Genomic DNA, 13,518 nt, shown 5'->3' with positions numbered 1-13,518 from the left:
GAATGCGGTATCAAGATAGTGATCCCCTCCCGCGCCGGCCCCTCCCATGGATCTCGCCGTTTTTCTGGTCGTCCTCCTCTCGGCCGCGATGCAGGCCGCGTGGAACATTATCCTCAAGATCAGGCTCGACCCGTTCAGCGCGCTGGTGCTGGTGGGGCTGGGCGCCGGCGCGGCGGCGCTGCCCTTCGCGCTATGGATCGGCCCGCCCGACCGGCAGCTCTGGCCATGGATCGGCGCGTCGGTGGTGGCGCATCTGAGCTATTACGCCTTCCTCATCGGCGCCTATTCGCGGGCCGATCTCGGCCTCACCTACCCCGTGGCGCGCGGCAGCGCGCTGCTGCTCACCGCGCTGATCTCGATACTCGTGCTGAGCGAGCCGATCGGCCTGATCGGCGTCATTGGCATCGTGCTGCTGGCGCTTGCCATCCTCACCATGGCGCGCGAGGCGTTCGGCCACATGATGGAGGGGCGCGCGCTGCTGCTGGCGCTGGGCTCGGGCCTCGCCGTCACCGCCTTCACGGTGATCGACGGCACGGCGGCGCGCATTTCCGGCTCGGCCAATGCCTACACGACCTGGCTGTTCGTCTGCGACGCGGTGGTGATCGTGATCATCGTCCTCGCCTGGAAGGGGCCGCGCGTGCTGGTGCCGATGGCCGGCTTCCTGCCGCTCGGCCTGCTGGGCGGGGCCATGCTGTTCGTCAGCTACTGGCTCTCGGTCTGGGCGATGACGCAAGCACCGATCGGCCTGGTGACGGCGGTGCGCGAATCAAGCGTGCTGTTCGGCGCCATCATGTCGGTGGCGATCCTGCGCGAACCCCTGCGTACCGACCGTATCATCGGCGCCTTCATGGTGATCGGCGGCCTCACCCTCATCAAGCTGCACTGAATTGGCTCCCCGCGCCGGGCTGTGCTCCATTGCGCCCATGAACACGCTGCCCGCCGCCACGATTCGCCCCTCCCTGCCGGAGGAGGCCTTCGCCGCCCCGCTCGCCCTCGTGCGCGAGGGGGCGCCGCTCATCATGGTTCTGGGGGGCGCGGGCACGGGCAAGACCACCTTCCTGCATGCCCTGCGGCGTCATGGCGGCGGACGGCAGGCTTTCCTCGCCCCCACCGGCGTTGCCGCGCTGCAGCTTGGCGGGCAGACCATCCATTCCTTCTTCGGCCTGCCGCCCCGCCTCGTCGATCCCGACCAGGTCAAGCCGCGCAGCCCCAAGCGCACGCTGATGAAGAAACTGGAGCGTCTCGTCATCGACGAGGTGTCGATGGTGCGCGCCGACGTGCTCGATGCGGTCGACCGCTGCCTGCGCATCGCGCGCAGCGATCCCGCCCCGTTCGGCGGGGTTCAGGTGGTGCTGGTCGGCGATTTCCTGCAGCTGCCGCCCGTGGTGCCGACGGCCGAGCGCGAGATTCTCGGCCATCTCGGCTATGAGGGCCCCTTCGCCTTCGACGCCCGCGTGCTGCGCGAGGTGGAGGTGGCGCGCCTGCCGTTCACGCAGGTCTACCGGCAGACCGACGAAGAGTTCGTGGCGCATCTGGCCGATCTGCGCATGGGCCGGCAGATGGAGCGCGCGGTTGCCGCCATCAATGCCGCCTCCTTCCGCGAGCATCGGCCGGGGCGGGTCCCGGTCGTGCTGGCGCCCACCAATGCCCGTGTCGACGCCTATAACCGGCGCGGCCTCGAAGGTCTGGCGGAGGCGGGACGCATCTTCGAAGGCAAGAGCGAGGGCGAGTTCGACCTTGCCACCGACCGGCTGCCGGTTCCCGAGACGCTGGTGCTGAAGGTTGGCGCGCGGGTGATGGCGGTGCGCAACGATCCCGAGAAGCAATGGGTCAACGGCTCGGTCGGCACCATTATCGGCCTCGCACCTGATCGCGCCTTCGTGCGGCTGGACGGGGCAGGCGTGGTCGAGATCGAGCGCACCAGTTGGGAACGCATCCGTTATGACTGGGACGAGACGACCGGGCAGATCGCGGCCAAGGTGGTCGGCACCTATTCCCAGCTGCCGCTGGTGCCGGCCTGGGCGGTGACGGTGCACAAGGCGCAGGGCCTGACGCTGGACGATGCCCGCATCGACTTCGACAGCGGTACCTTCGCGGCCGGGCAGGCCTATGTGGCGCTCTCGCGCGCGCGCTCGCTGGAAGGCCTGTCGCTGGCGCGCCCGCTGCGCACCTCCGATATCCGTATCGACCGGCGCGTGGCCGCTTTCACCACCGCTTTCGAGGCGGCGGGCCGGATCGGGGCGACCGAGCCGCGCTGAGGGTTTACTAATTCCATATTGTTGATAGATTATGGGCCACCGAGGAAGGGGCGCCCATGAGCCAGACCAGCATCCGCCATTATCGCGACAAGCTGCTCTTCGCGCTCGCCTATGCCATCGTGTTCGGCGCGATCCTGTTCGCGCATCCTTTCGCCAGCGAGAGCGCGGCGCCGACGGCGGCCACGACAGCGGCCACGACAGCCGAGGCCGGGCGCTGAGCGGAAATCAGCGCTGGCAATATCACTGCCCCTCTATCATCTATATAGCGTATCACGGACGTGGATTGACTGCGGCCTAACGCGAGATTGTGGGCGGACATGCTGACCAACAAGGGAAAGTACGGCCTCAAGGCCATGCTCTTTCTGGCGAAGCTGGAACCGGGCAGCAGCGCCATGGGCCAGGAGATCGCCACCGCCAACAACATCCCCAAGAAATTTCTCGACGCGATCCTGCTGGAATTGCGCAATGCCGGCATGCTGCGCTCCAAGAAGGGCCCGGGCGGCGGCTATGCCCTCGCCAAGACGCCACGCGAGATTCGCATCGGCCATATCATCCGCACGCTGGACGGGCCGCTGGCGCCGATCGGGTGCGCGTCCAAGAGCGCCTATGTGCCCTGCCAGGACTGCGAGGATCTGCCGGCCTGCGCGGTGCGCATCACCATGACCAAGGTGCGCGATGCGATGTCGGACATTCTCGACCGGATGACGCTGCACGACATGGTGGTCTTCGCCAGCACACCCGACGCGGACCTGATGTACAATATCTGAGCCCCTGTCAGGCGGCAGTCCGGCGGTAGCCACGGCATGCGGTTTCGTGATTTCGGGCATGTCGTGACAGCGGATTCGGGATGATGGCGGGGTGCGGATGACACTTGGCGCATCGCAGGGGCCGGGTCTGGTCGGGCTCATCGCCCATGACAGCAAGAAGGACGACATGGTGGCCTGGGCGATCGCCCATCGCCATGTACTGGCGCGCTTCCCTATCGTCGCCACCGGCACGACCGGCGGGCGCATCCTCGAATATTGCCCGGAACTGCGGCTCACGCGGCTGAAGAGCGGCCCGCTCGGCGGCGACCAGCAGATCGGCGCGCTGATCGCCGAAGGCCAGGTGCGCGCGCTCGTGTTTCTGGTGGATCCGCTGACCGCCCAGCCGCACGATGTCGACGTCAAGGCGCTGATGCGCGTGGCGCTGGTCTACGATATCCCGCTGGCGCTGAACCCCGCCACCGCGCAGATGCTGATCGCCGCGCTGGCGGAGGAAGACTGACGCCTTCCCCGCCGAGGCGCGCCGCCGACGCATCGCTCAGAAGAACGCCTGATGCCCGGTAATCGCCCGGCCGAGGATCAGCGCGTGAATGTCGTGCGTGCCCTCATAGGTGTTCACCGTCTCCAGGTTCAGCATGTGGCGCATGACGGGATATTCCGAGGAAATGCCGTTGCCGCCATGCATGTCGCGGGCGAGCCGGGCGATATCCAGCGCCTTGCCGCAATTGTTGCGCTTGAGCATGGAGATGGTCTCCACCGGCAGCTTGCCCTCATCGAACAGCCGGCCGGCACGCAGCGCAAGCTGGAGGCCGAGCGTGATCTCGGTCGCCATGTCCGACAGCTTCTTCTGGATCAGCTGGGTGGCCGCCAGCGGCTTGCCAAACTGCTGGCGGTCCAGCGTGTACTGCCGGGCCGCCGCGTAGCAGGCCTCCGCCGCCCCCATCGTGCCCCAGCCAATGCCGTAGCGCGCGCGGTTGAGGCAGCCGAACGGGCCCTTCAACCCGGAGACGTTTGGCAGCAGGCTGTCCTCGGGCACCTCCACGTCGTCGAGCACGATCTCGCCGGTGATGGAGGCGCGAAGCGAGAGCTTGCCCTCGATTTTCGGGGTGGAGAACCCCTTCGTCCCACGCTCCACCAGGAAGCCGCGGATCTCGCCGTCCTCCGCCGCGCCCGCGCCCTCGCGCAGCTTGGCCCACACGACGGCGACATCGGCGATCGGCGCGTTGGTGATCCACATCTTGGCCCCGGAGAGGCGGTAGCCGCCATCGATCCTTTCCGCGCGGGTGCGCATGCCGGCGGGGTCCGAGCCTGCATCCGGCTCGGTCAGGCCGAAGCAGCCGACCCATTCGCCGGTGGCAAGCCTGGGCAGGAACCTGCGCTTCTGCGCCTCGCTGCCATAGGCGTGGATCGGGTGCATGACCAGCGAGGACTGCACGCTCATCGCCGAGCGATAGCCCGAATCGACCCGCTCCACCTCGCGGGCGACGAGGCCATAGGAGACATAGCCGAGGCCGGCACCGCCGAACTCCTCGGGAATGGTCGGCCCCAGCAGGCCGAGCTCGCCCATCTCGCTCATGATCTCGCGGTCGAAGCGCTCCTCCAGATAGGCGGAGGCGACCCGCGGCAGCAGCCTTTCCTGTGCATAGTCGCGCGCCGTGTCCCGGACCAGCCGCTCCTCCTCGGTGAGCTGGGCCTCGAAATCGAGCGGATCGGCCCAGTCGAACACCGCACGACCGGACGAGCGGGCGGCAGGAGCGGTTCCAGGAGCGGTTCCAGCAGCGGTGGCGGAAGGCGCGGCACTCATCGGATCCTGTCTCCTGAACCTTGGCCGGTCCGGCACCGGCGGCCGCATGGTCTTACAACTTCGCACGCCGGCATGCACGCCGGCGGGACGCACAAAGCCGCTCCAACGCTGGCCTTGCGAATTCACATGCGACTTTCGTCTATACATATGGTGTGATTGCGTAACGTCGAGACACATGCTTGAGTGGAAGCGGGCGACGGTGACTAAACAATAGGCTGGCCATTCGAACGGGCACGCCAACGCCGTGACGTCCATAAGAGGGGTTTTTCAAATGCTGGTCATCAACACCAAGGTGGTCATCGCGGCTGCGATGCTCACCGTGCTCGCTGCGCCTGCCTACGCCGCCAAGACGCTCGTCTATTGCTCGGAGGGCAGCCCCGAGAATTTCACGCCCGCCCTCAACACGACAGGCACCAGCTTCGACGCCGCACGGCCCGTATACAACCAGCTCGTCGAGTTTGAGCGTGGCTCCACCAAGGTGGTGCCCGGCCTCGCCGAGAGCTGGACGGTGTCCGACGACGGCAAGGAGATCACCTTCAAGCTCCGCAAGGGCGTGAAGTTTCATTCGGGCGTCAACGGCTTCACCCCGACGCGCGATTTCAACGCCGATGACGTGATCTTCTCGTTCGACCGCATGTGGAAGCCGGAGAACCCGTACCACAAGGTCACCGGCGGTGCTTACGACTACTTCAACGACATGGGCATGCCGGACCTGCTCAAGTCGATCGACAAGGTCGACGACTACACGGTGAAGTTCACCCTCACCGAGCCCAACGCGCCGATGCTGGCGAACCTTGCGATGGACTTCGCGACCATCCAGTCCAAAGAATATGCCGACATGCTGCTCAAGAAGGGCACGCCCGAGCAGTTCGACCAGATCCCGGTCGGCACCGGCCCCTTCTCCTTCGTGAACTACCAGAAGGACGCGGTCATCCGCTACAAGGCCAACCCGGCCTATTTCGCGGGCAAGTCGCCGCTCGACAACCTGGTCTATGCCATCACCCCCGACGCGACGGCGCGCTACGCCAAGCTGAAAAAGGGTGAGTGCCATGTGATGATCGCGCCGAACCCGGCCGACATTGCCGGTCTCAAGACCGACCCGGTGGTCAACCTGATCTCGCAGCCGGGCCTGAACATCGGCTACCTCTCGTTCAACACGCAGAAGCCGCCCTTCGACAAGAAGGAAGTCCGCCAGGCGTTCAACATGGCGATCGACAAGGCCGCCATCATCAAGGACGTCTACCAGGGCGCCGGCCAGGCCGCGATCAACCCGATCCCGCCGACCATCTGGTCCTATAACAAGGACATCAAGGACTATCCGTTCGACCCCGCCAAGGCCAAGGAAATGCTGGCCGCGGCCGGCGTGAAGACCCCGCTCGACATCGACCTCTGGTGGATGCCGGTGCAGCGTCCCTACAATCCGAACGCCAAGCGTATCGCCGAGATGATGCAGTCGGACCTCGCCAAGATCGGCGTCAATGCCAAGCTCGTCTCCTATGAGTGGGGCGAATATCGCAAGCGCCTGCAGCAGGGCGAGCACATGACCGGCCAGCTCGGCTGGACCGGCGACAATGGCGATCCGGACAATTTCTTCTTCCTGCTCGGCTGCGCTGCCGCCCGTCCGGGCGGACAGAACCTGTCCAAGTGGTGCAACAAGGAATTCGACGACCTGATCAACAAGGCGAAGACCATCTCGGACGTCGCCGAGCGCACCAAGCTCTATGAGCAGGCGCAGGTCATCGTGAAGGAAGAAGCTCCCTGGTTCACCATTGCCCACTCGGTCGTCTACGAGCCGACCCGCAAGGAAGTGATGAACTACAAGGTCAGCCCGCTCGGCCGCCACGATTTCTACGGCGTCGACCTGAAGTGACCTGATGCCGGCGCCGGGGGCTGGAGCGCCCCGCCGGCGCCGTGCATTCGCGAAAAAGCGGATGAGCCGTCGCCTTTACAAGGGCGGCGGCTCGTGCCGCAGGCAATGCCGTAGCGCGTGCCGCGTCCCTTGAGGCGCAACCCCCTCCCCGCTCGTGAAGGCGCGCAAGCGCTCCGTCGCCCCTGGCGACGCCGAGGCGGGGCATTCAAAGCCCGGGATCTCGATGTTTCGATTTTTTCTTCGCCGAGTCGCGCTGACGCTGCCGACTTTCGTGGCGCTGATGTTCGTCACCTTTGTCGCCGTGCGGCTGGTGCCGGGCGACCCGATCGAGGCGCGCACCGGCGAGCGCGGCATCGCGCCCGAGCGCCTCGCCATGCTGCGCCACGAGCTTGGCCTCGACCAGCCGGTGTGGCAGCAGTTCCTGCATTATGCCAACGGCATCCTGCACGGCGATTTCGGCGTCTCCATCGTCACCAAGACGCCCATCCTGCATGAATTCGCCATCCTGTTCCCGGCAACGCTGGAACTGGCCTTCTGCGGGCTGATCTTCGCCATCGTGCTGGGCATCCCCGCCGGCGTCATCGCCGCGGTCAAGCGCGGCAGCATCTTCGATCACTCTGTCATGACGGTGGCGCTGGCCGGCTATTCCATGCCGATCTTCTGGTGGGGCCTGCTGCTCATCATGTTCATGTCGGAATATCTCGGGCTCACCCCGGTTTCCGGTCGCATGGACCTCATCAATTACTATTTCGAACCGGTGACGGGCTTCATGCTGATCGACAGCCTGCTGTCGGACCAGGAAGGCGCGTTCGGCGCGGCGGTATCCCACCTCATCCTGCCGTCCATCGTGCTCGGCACCATTCCGCTGGCGGTGATCGCGCGCATGACGCGCTCCTCCATGCTGGAAGTGCTGAGCGAGGACTACGTGCGCACGGCGCGCGCCAAGGGTCTCTCGCCGCTGCGCGTGGTGGGCCTTCATGCGCTGCGCAACGCGCTGATCCCGGTCGTGACCGTCATTGGGCTGCAAACCGGCACGCTGCTCGCGGGCGCGGTGCTGACAGAGACCATCTTCGCCTGGCCGGGGGTGGGAAAATGGCTGATCGAATCGATTTCCCGCCGCGACTATCCCGCGCTGCAAGGCGGCATCATGCTGATCTCCGGCATCGTCATCCTCGTCAATCTCATCGTCGACCTGCTCTATGTCGCGATCAATCCGAGGATTCGTCATGGCGGATGATCCGGTCCTCAACGCCGCTTCAGTCCCTTCGCCGGCCTCTTCGCCGGCCACTTCGCCCGCCTCTTCGCCGGCGGACGCGCTGATCGAGACGGTTCCTCCCGAGATTTCGCCGCTCCGGGCCTTCTGGTCGGCCTTCAGCGAGAATCGCGGCGCCGTGCTCGGCCTCGCGGTGGTGGTGTTCATCACCCTGCTGGCGATCTTCGCGCCGCTTCTCGCGCTGCATTCGCCGATCGAGCAGTTCCGCGAGCATGTGCTGCTGCCGCCGGTATGGGCGGGGGGCATCTGGTCCTTTCCGTTCGGCACCGATGCGGTGGGGCGCGACGTGCTCTCGCGCCTCATCTATGGCGCGCGCATCTCGCTCGGCATCGGCCTGTCGGTAATGCTGGTCTCGGTCGCGGTCGGCATCGTGCTCGGCCTCGCCAGCGCCTTCCTGCGCGGCATCGTCGAAGTGGTGGTGATGCGCGTCATGGACCTCGTGGTGGCCATCCCGAGCCTCGTGCTGGCCATCCTGGTCGTGGCGGTGCTGGGCCCCAGCCTCACCAACACGATCGTGGCCGTCACCGTCGTCTACCTGCCGCGCTATGTGCGCCTGGTGCGCGCCGCCGCCATGGCCGAACTGTCGAAGGAATATGTCGTCGCGGCACAGGTCGCCGGCGTCGGCAAGCTGCGGCTGATGTTCGTCACCGTGCTGCCGAACTGCCTCGCCCCGCTCATCGTGCAGGCCGCGCTCGGCATTTCCGACGCGATCCTGGAAGCAGCGGCGCTGGGCTTCCTCGGCCTCGGCGCGCAGCCGCCGACCCCGGAATGGGGCGCCATGCTGGCCGACTCGCGCGAATTCATCCGCTCCGCGCCGTGGATCGTGACGCTGCCGGGCCTTGCCATCCTCGTCACCGTGGTCGCCATCAACCTGATGGGCGACGGCCTGCGCGACGCGCTCGACCCGAAGCTGAGGAGGAGCTGAGAGATGCCGCTACTCTCCATCCGCAACCTCTCCGTTACTTTCGCGACCTCACGCGGCCCCTTCCGGGCGGTGGACGGGGTGGACCTCGACGTCGAGGCGGGCGAACTGGTCGCCATCGTCGGCGAATCCGGCTCGGGCAAGTCGGTCGCCATGCTGGCGGTGATGGGCCTGCTGCCGTGGACCGCCAAGGTGACAGCCGACCGGCTCTCCTTCGACGGGCAGGACCTCGCCACCCTCACCCCGCGCGAGCGGCGCAAGATCATCGGGCGCGACATCGCGATGATCTTCCAGGAGCCGATGTCGAGCCTCAATCCGTGTTTCACGGTCGGCTTCCAGATCCGCGAGGCGATGGCCGCCCATCTCGACCTGTCGCGGGCGCAGCGGCAGGCGCGGGCGGTGGAACTGCTGGAGCTGGTCGGCATCCCCGAGCCGGTGCGGCGGCTGAAGGCTTTTCCGCACCAGCTTTCCGGCGGCATGAGCCAGCGCGTGATGATCGCCATGGCGCTGGCCTGCCGCCCCAAGCTCATCATCGCCGACGAGCCGACCACCGCGCTCGATGTCACCATTCAGGCGCAGATCCTCGACCTGCTGCTGCGGCTGCAGAGAGAGAGCGGCGTCGGCCTGGTGCTGATCACCCATGACATGGGCGTGGTGGCGGAGACCTCGCAGCGGGTCTGCGTGCAATATGCCGGCCAGCAGATCGAGATGCAGACGACCCGCGGCCTGTTCCGCGATCCGCACCACCCCTATACATCCGCCCTGCTGGCGGCCCTGCCCGAGCGGGCGCATGGCCGGCTGCTGCCCTCCATACCCGGCGTGGTGCCGGGGCTGGCGGACCGGCCGAAGGGCTGCCTGTTCTCGCCCCGCTGCCGCTTCGCCACCGACACCTGCCGCACCGTGCCGCCACCGCGCGCGAGCGCCGCGCTCGGCCATGCGCTGTGCCACACCCCGCTGGTCGACGGCGTCCCGCGGGCCCAGGAAATCGCCGCATGAACGAGATCGCCCCCTTTGAGTCCAAGGCCGCCGACAGCGTGATGGAGGCGGTCAACCTCGCCCAGAGCTACGCGGTGGCGCGCGGCATGTTCGCCAAGCCCGCCACCGTGAAGGCGGTGAACGGCATCAGCTTCCGCCTCGCGCCGCGCTCGACGCTCGCCATTGTCGGCGAGTCGGGCTCGGGCAAGTCCACGCTGGCGCGCATGCTCACCATGATCGAGCGGCCGGGCACCGGCTCGCTGCTGCTCGACGACGTGGATGTGGCGGACGCCGACAAGGCCACGCTGCGCCGCTATCGCGGCGAGGTGCAGATGGTGTTCCAGAACCCCTATGGCTCGCTCAATCCCCGCCAGACCGTGGGCAAGGCGATCGAGGAACCGCTGCTGGTCAACACCAACCTCTCCGCCGCCGAGCGGCACGCCCGCGCGGTGGACATGATGGCGCGCGTCGGGCTGCGGCCGGAGCATCACGGGCGCTACCCCCACATGTTTTCCGGCGGCCAGCGCCAGCGCATCGCCATTGCCCGCGCGCTGGTGCTGCGGCCGAAGATCCTGGTTCTGGACGAGCCGGTTTCCGCGCTCGACGTGTCGGTCCGCGCGCAGGTGCTCAACCTGCTGGTGGAACTGCAGGAAGGCCTCGGCGTCGCCTACGTGTTCGTGTCGCACGATCTCGGCGTGGTGCGGCACATGGCGGACGAAGTGCTGGTGATGTATCTCGGCCGCGCGGTCGAGCATGGCCCGCGCGACGCCATCTTCGACGCCCCCCGGCACCCCTATACGCGCGCCCTCCTCTCCGCCACGCCGATGGCCGATCCGGAGGCGAAGAAGGAGCGGATCGTGCTGGAAGGGGAACTGCCCTCCCCCTTCAACCCGCCCAAGGGCTGCCCGTTCAACCCGCGCTGCCCGCTGGTGGTGGAGCGCTGCCGGCAGGAAATGCCGCCGCTGGAGCGCAAGGGCGAACAACTGGTCGCCTGTTGGGTGGCGCAATAGCGGGCGCGGCAGCGGGCGTGCGCTCCAAAGCGTGCGCCGTCACATCCGGCGTGCCGCTGACGCGTCCTTCCCGCGTCAGCGCCGGGTGAAGTCCACCGGCACGCTGAACCTGATGGTGCTGCCGCCAATATCGGCCGGCGGCGGCGGCACGGGCGAGGCGCGCCGCACCATGGCCACCGCTTCCTCATCGAAGCTGCCATTGCCGGAACCGCCGATCAGCCGCACTGCGAGCACGCGCCCCGAGCGATCGATGGTGAAGGCGACGCGCGCCTTGCCGCTGCCATTCTCGCCGGCTGGATAGCGCTTGTGGCGGTTGAGATGGGCCATCAGGCGCGAGCGCCAGTTCGCCGCCGTCATCGAGCGCGAGGAGGCGGCGCCGGCCGTCGGCGCGGCGACGCGGTCGGCGCGCGCGGCGTCGATCGAGGGAGCGGCCGAGGTCTGCGGCGCCGGCGGCTTCTCGCTCTTCTCCCGCTCCTTCGGCTTGGGCTTCGGCTTGGGCCGCTCCTTCGGCGGATCCGGCTTCTTCTCCGGCGGCGTCAGTTCGGCGGCAAGCGGCGGAGGGGGCGGCAGCGGCACCTCGATGTCGGGAGCAGGCGATTGCGCGACCTCGGGAATCGGCTCCTGCTCGATCTCCGGCTCGGGCGGAGGCACGTCCTCCACCTCCGACAGCGGATCGGGGGGAACCTCCTGCTCGATCTTCTCCGGCGCCTCCACCATTTGCGGGCCGGGCGGCAGTTCGACAGGCTCGGCCTCGGGCGAGACCGGCAGTTCCGCCAGTTCGATCATGATCGCCGCCGGCTCGTCGGCCGCGACGAGGGGAGGCTGCTGCAGCATGTAGGCCACCGCCGCACCGTGCACGCCCAGCACCAGCGCGCCGCACACGGTCCAGACGAGAACCTCCACGCCGCGCTGGCGCGGCCCGCCCTTGAGGAGCATCAGGCTCATGGCTTTGCCCACATCTCCGGCTTGGCCCGCATTTCCGGCTTGGCCCGCATTTCCGGCTTGGCCCGCATCTCTGGCCGCACGCTCATGTCCGCCGCGCGCTCACGGCGCTGCCGGCGCGGCGGCAGCGGGCGCGGCGGCAGATCCCGCGGCGGGCTGGCCGGCCATTTCCAGCCCCACCAGCGCGATCTTGAGATAGCCCGCCGCGCGCAGCAGGTTCATCACCTCCATCAGCGCGCCATAGTCGACGCTCTTGTCCGCCCGCAGGAAGATCCGCGTGTCCTTCTTGCCCTCGGTCGCGCGGTCGAGCGTGGAGTTGAGCGCCTCGCGCGCCACATCCTCGTTGCCGAGCGCGAGGCCGAGATCGCCCTTCACCGTGAGATAGACCGGCTTGTCCGGGCGCGGCTGCACGGCGGCATTGGAGGCCGGCAGGTCCACCGCGACATCGACGGTGGAGAGCGGCGCGGCCACCATGAAAATGATCAGCAGCACCAGAATCACGTCGATGAAGGGCGTGACGTTGATCTCGTGGTTCTCGACGAGATCGTCGCTGTCCGTGCTCTGCAGCTTGGCGGCCATGGCGCGCTACTCCGCAGCGGCGCGCAGGCGCGAGGCGGCGGCCGCCGCCGGCGACGCGGCATGGACCTGTCCGCCGCGCGTGCGGGCGACATCGCGACGGTCGAGGTCGCGCGAGAGCAGGCGCAGCACCTCGGCCGCCGCGTCGCCCATCAGCACGCGATAGCCGGAAACCTGCCGGCTGAAATGATTGTAGATCACCACCGCCGGAATGGCGGCGACAAGGCCGATCGCGGTGGCCAGCAGCGCCTCGGCAATGCCCGGCGCCACCACGGCGAGGTTGGTGGTCTGCGCCTTCGAGATGCCGATGAACGAGTTCATGATGCCCCACACCGTGCCGAACAGGCCGACAAAGGGCGCCGTGGCGCCAATGGTGGCGAGCAGGCCGGTGCCTCGGGCAATGGCGCGGCCCGCCGCCACCTCGATGCGTCCCAGCGAAATCGACACGCGCTCCTTGATGCCCTCGGCCGGCAGATCGCTGGAGCGCTTCAGTTCCAGCGCCGTCGCCTTGATCATGGCGCCGGCCGGTCCCGCGGCGCCGACATCGCGCGCTTCCTCAAGCGAGGCCGCCGCGAGGAAGCCCTTCAGCGCCCGCCGCAGCCGCGCCTTGGCGAAAAGCAGTTCCACCGACTTGGCGAGCCACACCGTCCAGGTGACGACGGACGCGAAGGCGAGGCCGATCATCACCGCCTTCACCACCCAGTCGGCCGCCATGAACATGCCCCACGGCGACAGATCATGCGGCATCTGCGCGGCGACCGTGACATCCTCCTGCGCGACCACCGGAGCCGGCGCCGCCGGATCCACGACGGGCGTGCCCGCCGGAACTACGGGCGCCGGCTCGACGGCGGTGGCCGGAGACGGCGTGACAAACGGCTGGAGGGGCAGCGGCTGGAGGGGCGCCGGCTGCGCTTGCGCCGGCTGTCCGGCCACGGGCGCGCCGCTCTGGGGGGCGGGGGCGGCCGGCTGCTGGGCTTGCACCGGCGCAAGCCCGAACAGAAGGGCCAGCGCCAGAAAGGCCGCTTGGCGCAGGCGAGGCGAAAGGGCGGTGTGGCGTGTCAGCATGGCGGCAACCCGAGTTCGGTCGGCCGCCCTCCTCCGCGTGATGAATCACAGCGTCATGG

Annotated in this window: 14 protein-coding genes; 10 read left to right on the top strand and 4 right to left on the bottom strand. The window is 67.8% G+C overall.

Annotation, left to right across the window (positions count from 1 at the left end; translation table 11 throughout):
• The first annotated feature begins 46 nt into the window (after positions 1 to 46).
• The 5 genes from QOZ99_RS03465 (at position 47) to QOZ99_RS03445 (ending at position 3,524) form a co-directional block, all read left to right on the top strand.
• Positions 47 to 886, top strand: a complete 840-nt coding sequence (locus QOZ99_RS03465; RefSeq protein ID WP_306888527.1) for an SMR family transporter — start codon at positions 47 to 49, stop codon at positions 884 to 886.
• Between the two features lie 37 nt (positions 887 to 923).
• The gene (locus QOZ99_RS03460) at positions 924 to 2,258 is read left to right on the top strand and encodes an ATP-dependent DNA helicase (protein WP_306888526.1); all 1,335 of its coding nucleotides are present in this window, start codon (positions 924 to 926) and stop codon (positions 2,256 to 2,258) included.
• 56 nt (positions 2,259 to 2,314) lie between these two features.
• Complete coding sequence (locus QOZ99_RS03455) at positions 2,315 to 2,476, top strand: hypothetical protein (RefSeq protein WP_306888525.1); 162 nt, start codon at positions 2,315 to 2,317, stop codon at positions 2,474 to 2,476.
• A 99-nt stretch (positions 2,477 to 2,575) separates the two neighbouring features.
• The gene (locus tag QOZ99_RS03450) at positions 2,576 to 3,025 is read left to right on the top strand and encodes an RrF2 family transcriptional regulator (protein WP_306888523.1); all 450 of its coding nucleotides are present in this window, start codon (positions 2,576 to 2,578) and stop codon (positions 3,023 to 3,025) included.
• A gap of 97 nt (positions 3,026 to 3,122) precedes the next feature.
• Positions 3,123 to 3,524, top strand: coding sequence for a methylglyoxal synthase (locus tag QOZ99_RS03445; RefSeq protein ID WP_306888521.1), 402 nt, complete (start codon positions 3,123 to 3,125; stop codon positions 3,522 to 3,524).
• Positions 3,525 to 3,560: 36 nt separating this feature from the next.
• Here QOZ99_RS03445 and QOZ99_RS03440 read toward each other — a convergent pair whose 3' ends face one another.
• Positions 3,561 to 4,826, bottom strand: a complete 1,266-nt coding sequence (locus QOZ99_RS03440; protein ID WP_306888519.1) for an acyl-CoA dehydrogenase — start codon at positions 4,824 to 4,826, stop codon at positions 3,561 to 3,563.
• Positions 4,827 to 5,097: 271 nt separating this feature from the next.
• On the opposite strand from QOZ99_RS03440, the gene QOZ99_RS03435 reads away from it, so the two are divergent.
• From QOZ99_RS03435 to QOZ99_RS03415, 5 genes are all read left to right on the top strand, one after another.
• The gene (locus tag QOZ99_RS03435; RefSeq protein WP_306888518.1) at positions 5,098 to 6,696 is read left to right on the top strand and encodes an ABC transporter substrate-binding protein; all 1,599 of its coding nucleotides are present in this window, start codon (positions 5,098 to 5,100) and stop codon (positions 6,694 to 6,696) included.
• 223 nt (positions 6,697 to 6,919) lie between these two features.
• Positions 6,920 to 7,933, top strand: a complete 1,014-nt coding sequence (locus tag QOZ99_RS03430) for an ABC transporter permease subunit (RefSeq protein WP_306888517.1) — start codon at positions 6,920 to 6,922, stop codon at positions 7,931 to 7,933.
• A complete protein-coding gene (locus tag QOZ99_RS03425; RefSeq protein WP_306888515.1) occupies positions 7,923 to 8,894 on the top strand; it encodes an ABC transporter permease subunit in 972 nt (323 codons plus the stop codon). The genes QOZ99_RS03430 and QOZ99_RS03425 overlap by 11 nt, the downstream gene beginning before the upstream one ends.
• A 3-nt stretch (positions 8,895 to 8,897) precedes the next feature.
• Positions 8,898 to 9,887 carry an ABC transporter ATP-binding protein gene (locus tag QOZ99_RS03420; RefSeq protein WP_306888514.1) on the top strand — a complete coding sequence of 330 codons (990 nt, stop codon included), beginning with the start codon at positions 8,898 to 8,900 and terminating at the stop codon, positions 9,885 to 9,887.
• Positions 9,884 to 10,876: a dipeptide ABC transporter ATP-binding protein gene (locus QOZ99_RS03415; RefSeq protein WP_306888513.1), complete on the top strand. Its 993-nt coding sequence runs from the start codon at positions 9,884 to 9,886 to the stop codon at positions 10,874 to 10,876. Before QOZ99_RS03420 ends, QOZ99_RS03415 begins: the two co-directional genes overlap by 4 nt.
• A gap of 75 nt (positions 10,877 to 10,951) precedes the next feature.
• Here QOZ99_RS03415 and QOZ99_RS03410 read toward each other — a convergent pair whose 3' ends face one another.
• The 3 genes from QOZ99_RS03410 to exbB all read right to left on the bottom strand — a co-directional run bounded on the left by QOZ99_RS03410 (position 10,952) and on the right by exbB (position 13,459).
• Positions 10,952 to 11,821 carry an energy transducer TonB family protein gene (locus QOZ99_RS03410; RefSeq protein WP_306888511.1) on the bottom strand — a complete coding sequence of 290 codons (870 nt, stop codon included), beginning with the start codon at positions 11,819 to 11,821 and terminating at the stop codon, positions 10,952 to 10,954.
• A 99-nt stretch (positions 11,822 to 11,920) separates the two neighbouring features.
• Positions 11,921 to 12,397 (bottom strand): TonB system transport protein ExbD, encoded by a 477-nt coding sequence (gene exbD / locus QOZ99_RS03405; RefSeq protein ID WP_306888510.1) that lies wholly within the window; start codon positions 12,395 to 12,397, stop codon positions 11,921 to 11,923.
• A 6-nt stretch (positions 12,398 to 12,403) separates the two neighbouring features.
• Positions 12,404 to 13,459, bottom strand: coding sequence for a tonB-system energizer ExbB (gene exbB, locus QOZ99_RS03400; RefSeq protein WP_306888509.1), 1,056 nt, complete (start codon positions 13,457 to 13,459; stop codon positions 12,404 to 12,406).
• Positions 13,460 to 13,518 lie beyond the last annotated feature (59 nt).

The organism is Ancylobacter amanitiformis, assembly GCF_030814815.1.
Classification (GTDB): Bacteria; Pseudomonadota; Alphaproteobacteria; order Rhizobiales; family Xanthobacteraceae; genus Ancylobacter; species Ancylobacter amanitiformis.
The sequence above is the reverse complement of the archived record's forward strand: the minus strand, read 5'-3'. Positions and strand labels throughout refer to the sequence as shown.

Bases quoted from the DNA above. Each gene is read 5' to 3' on its own strand.
- QOZ99_RS03465 (WP_306888527.1), top strand. From the start codon at position 47: ATGGATCTCGCCGTTTTTCTGGTCGTCCTCCTCTCGGCCGCGATGCAG.
- QOZ99_RS03460 (WP_306888526.1), top strand. From the start codon at position 924: ATGAACACGCTGCCCGCCGCCACGATTCGCCCCTCCCTGCCGGAGGAG.
- QOZ99_RS03455 (WP_306888525.1), top strand. From the start codon at position 2,315: ATGAGCCAGACCAGCATCCGCCATTATCGCGACAAGCTGCTCTTCGCG.
- QOZ99_RS03450 (WP_306888523.1), top strand. From the start codon at position 2,576: ATGCTGACCAACAAGGGAAAGTACGGCCTCAAGGCCATGCTCTTTCTG.
- QOZ99_RS03445 (WP_306888521.1), top strand. From the start codon at position 3,123: ATGACACTTGGCGCATCGCAGGGGCCGGGTCTGGTCGGGCTCATCGCC.
- QOZ99_RS03440 (WP_306888519.1), bottom strand. From the start codon at position 4,826: ATGAGTGCCGCGCCTTCCGCCACCGCTGCTGGAACCGCTCCTGGAACC.
- QOZ99_RS03435 (WP_306888518.1), top strand. From the start codon at position 5,098: ATGCTGGTCATCAACACCAAGGTGGTCATCGCGGCTGCGATGCTCACC.
- QOZ99_RS03430 (WP_306888517.1), top strand. From the start codon at position 6,920: ATGTTTCGATTTTTTCTTCGCCGAGTCGCGCTGACGCTGCCGACTTTC.
- QOZ99_RS03425 (WP_306888515.1), top strand. From the start codon at position 7,923: ATGGCGGATGATCCGGTCCTCAACGCCGCTTCAGTCCCTTCGCCGGCC.
- QOZ99_RS03420 (WP_306888514.1), top strand. From the start codon at position 8,898: ATGCCGCTACTCTCCATCCGCAACCTCTCCGTTACTTTCGCGACCTCA.
- QOZ99_RS03415 (WP_306888513.1), top strand. From the start codon at position 9,884: ATGAACGAGATCGCCCCCTTTGAGTCCAAGGCCGCCGACAGCGTGATG.
- QOZ99_RS03410 (WP_306888511.1), bottom strand. From the start codon at position 11,821: ATGAGCCTGATGCTCCTCAAGGGCGGGCCGCGCCAGCGCGGCGTGGAG.
- exbD (WP_306888510.1), bottom strand. From the start codon at position 12,397: ATGGCCGCCAAGCTGCAGAGCACGGACAGCGACGATCTCGTCGAGAAC.
- exbB (WP_306888509.1), bottom strand. From the start codon at position 13,459: ATGCTGACACGCCACACCGCCCTTTCGCCTCGCCTGCGCCAAGCGGCC.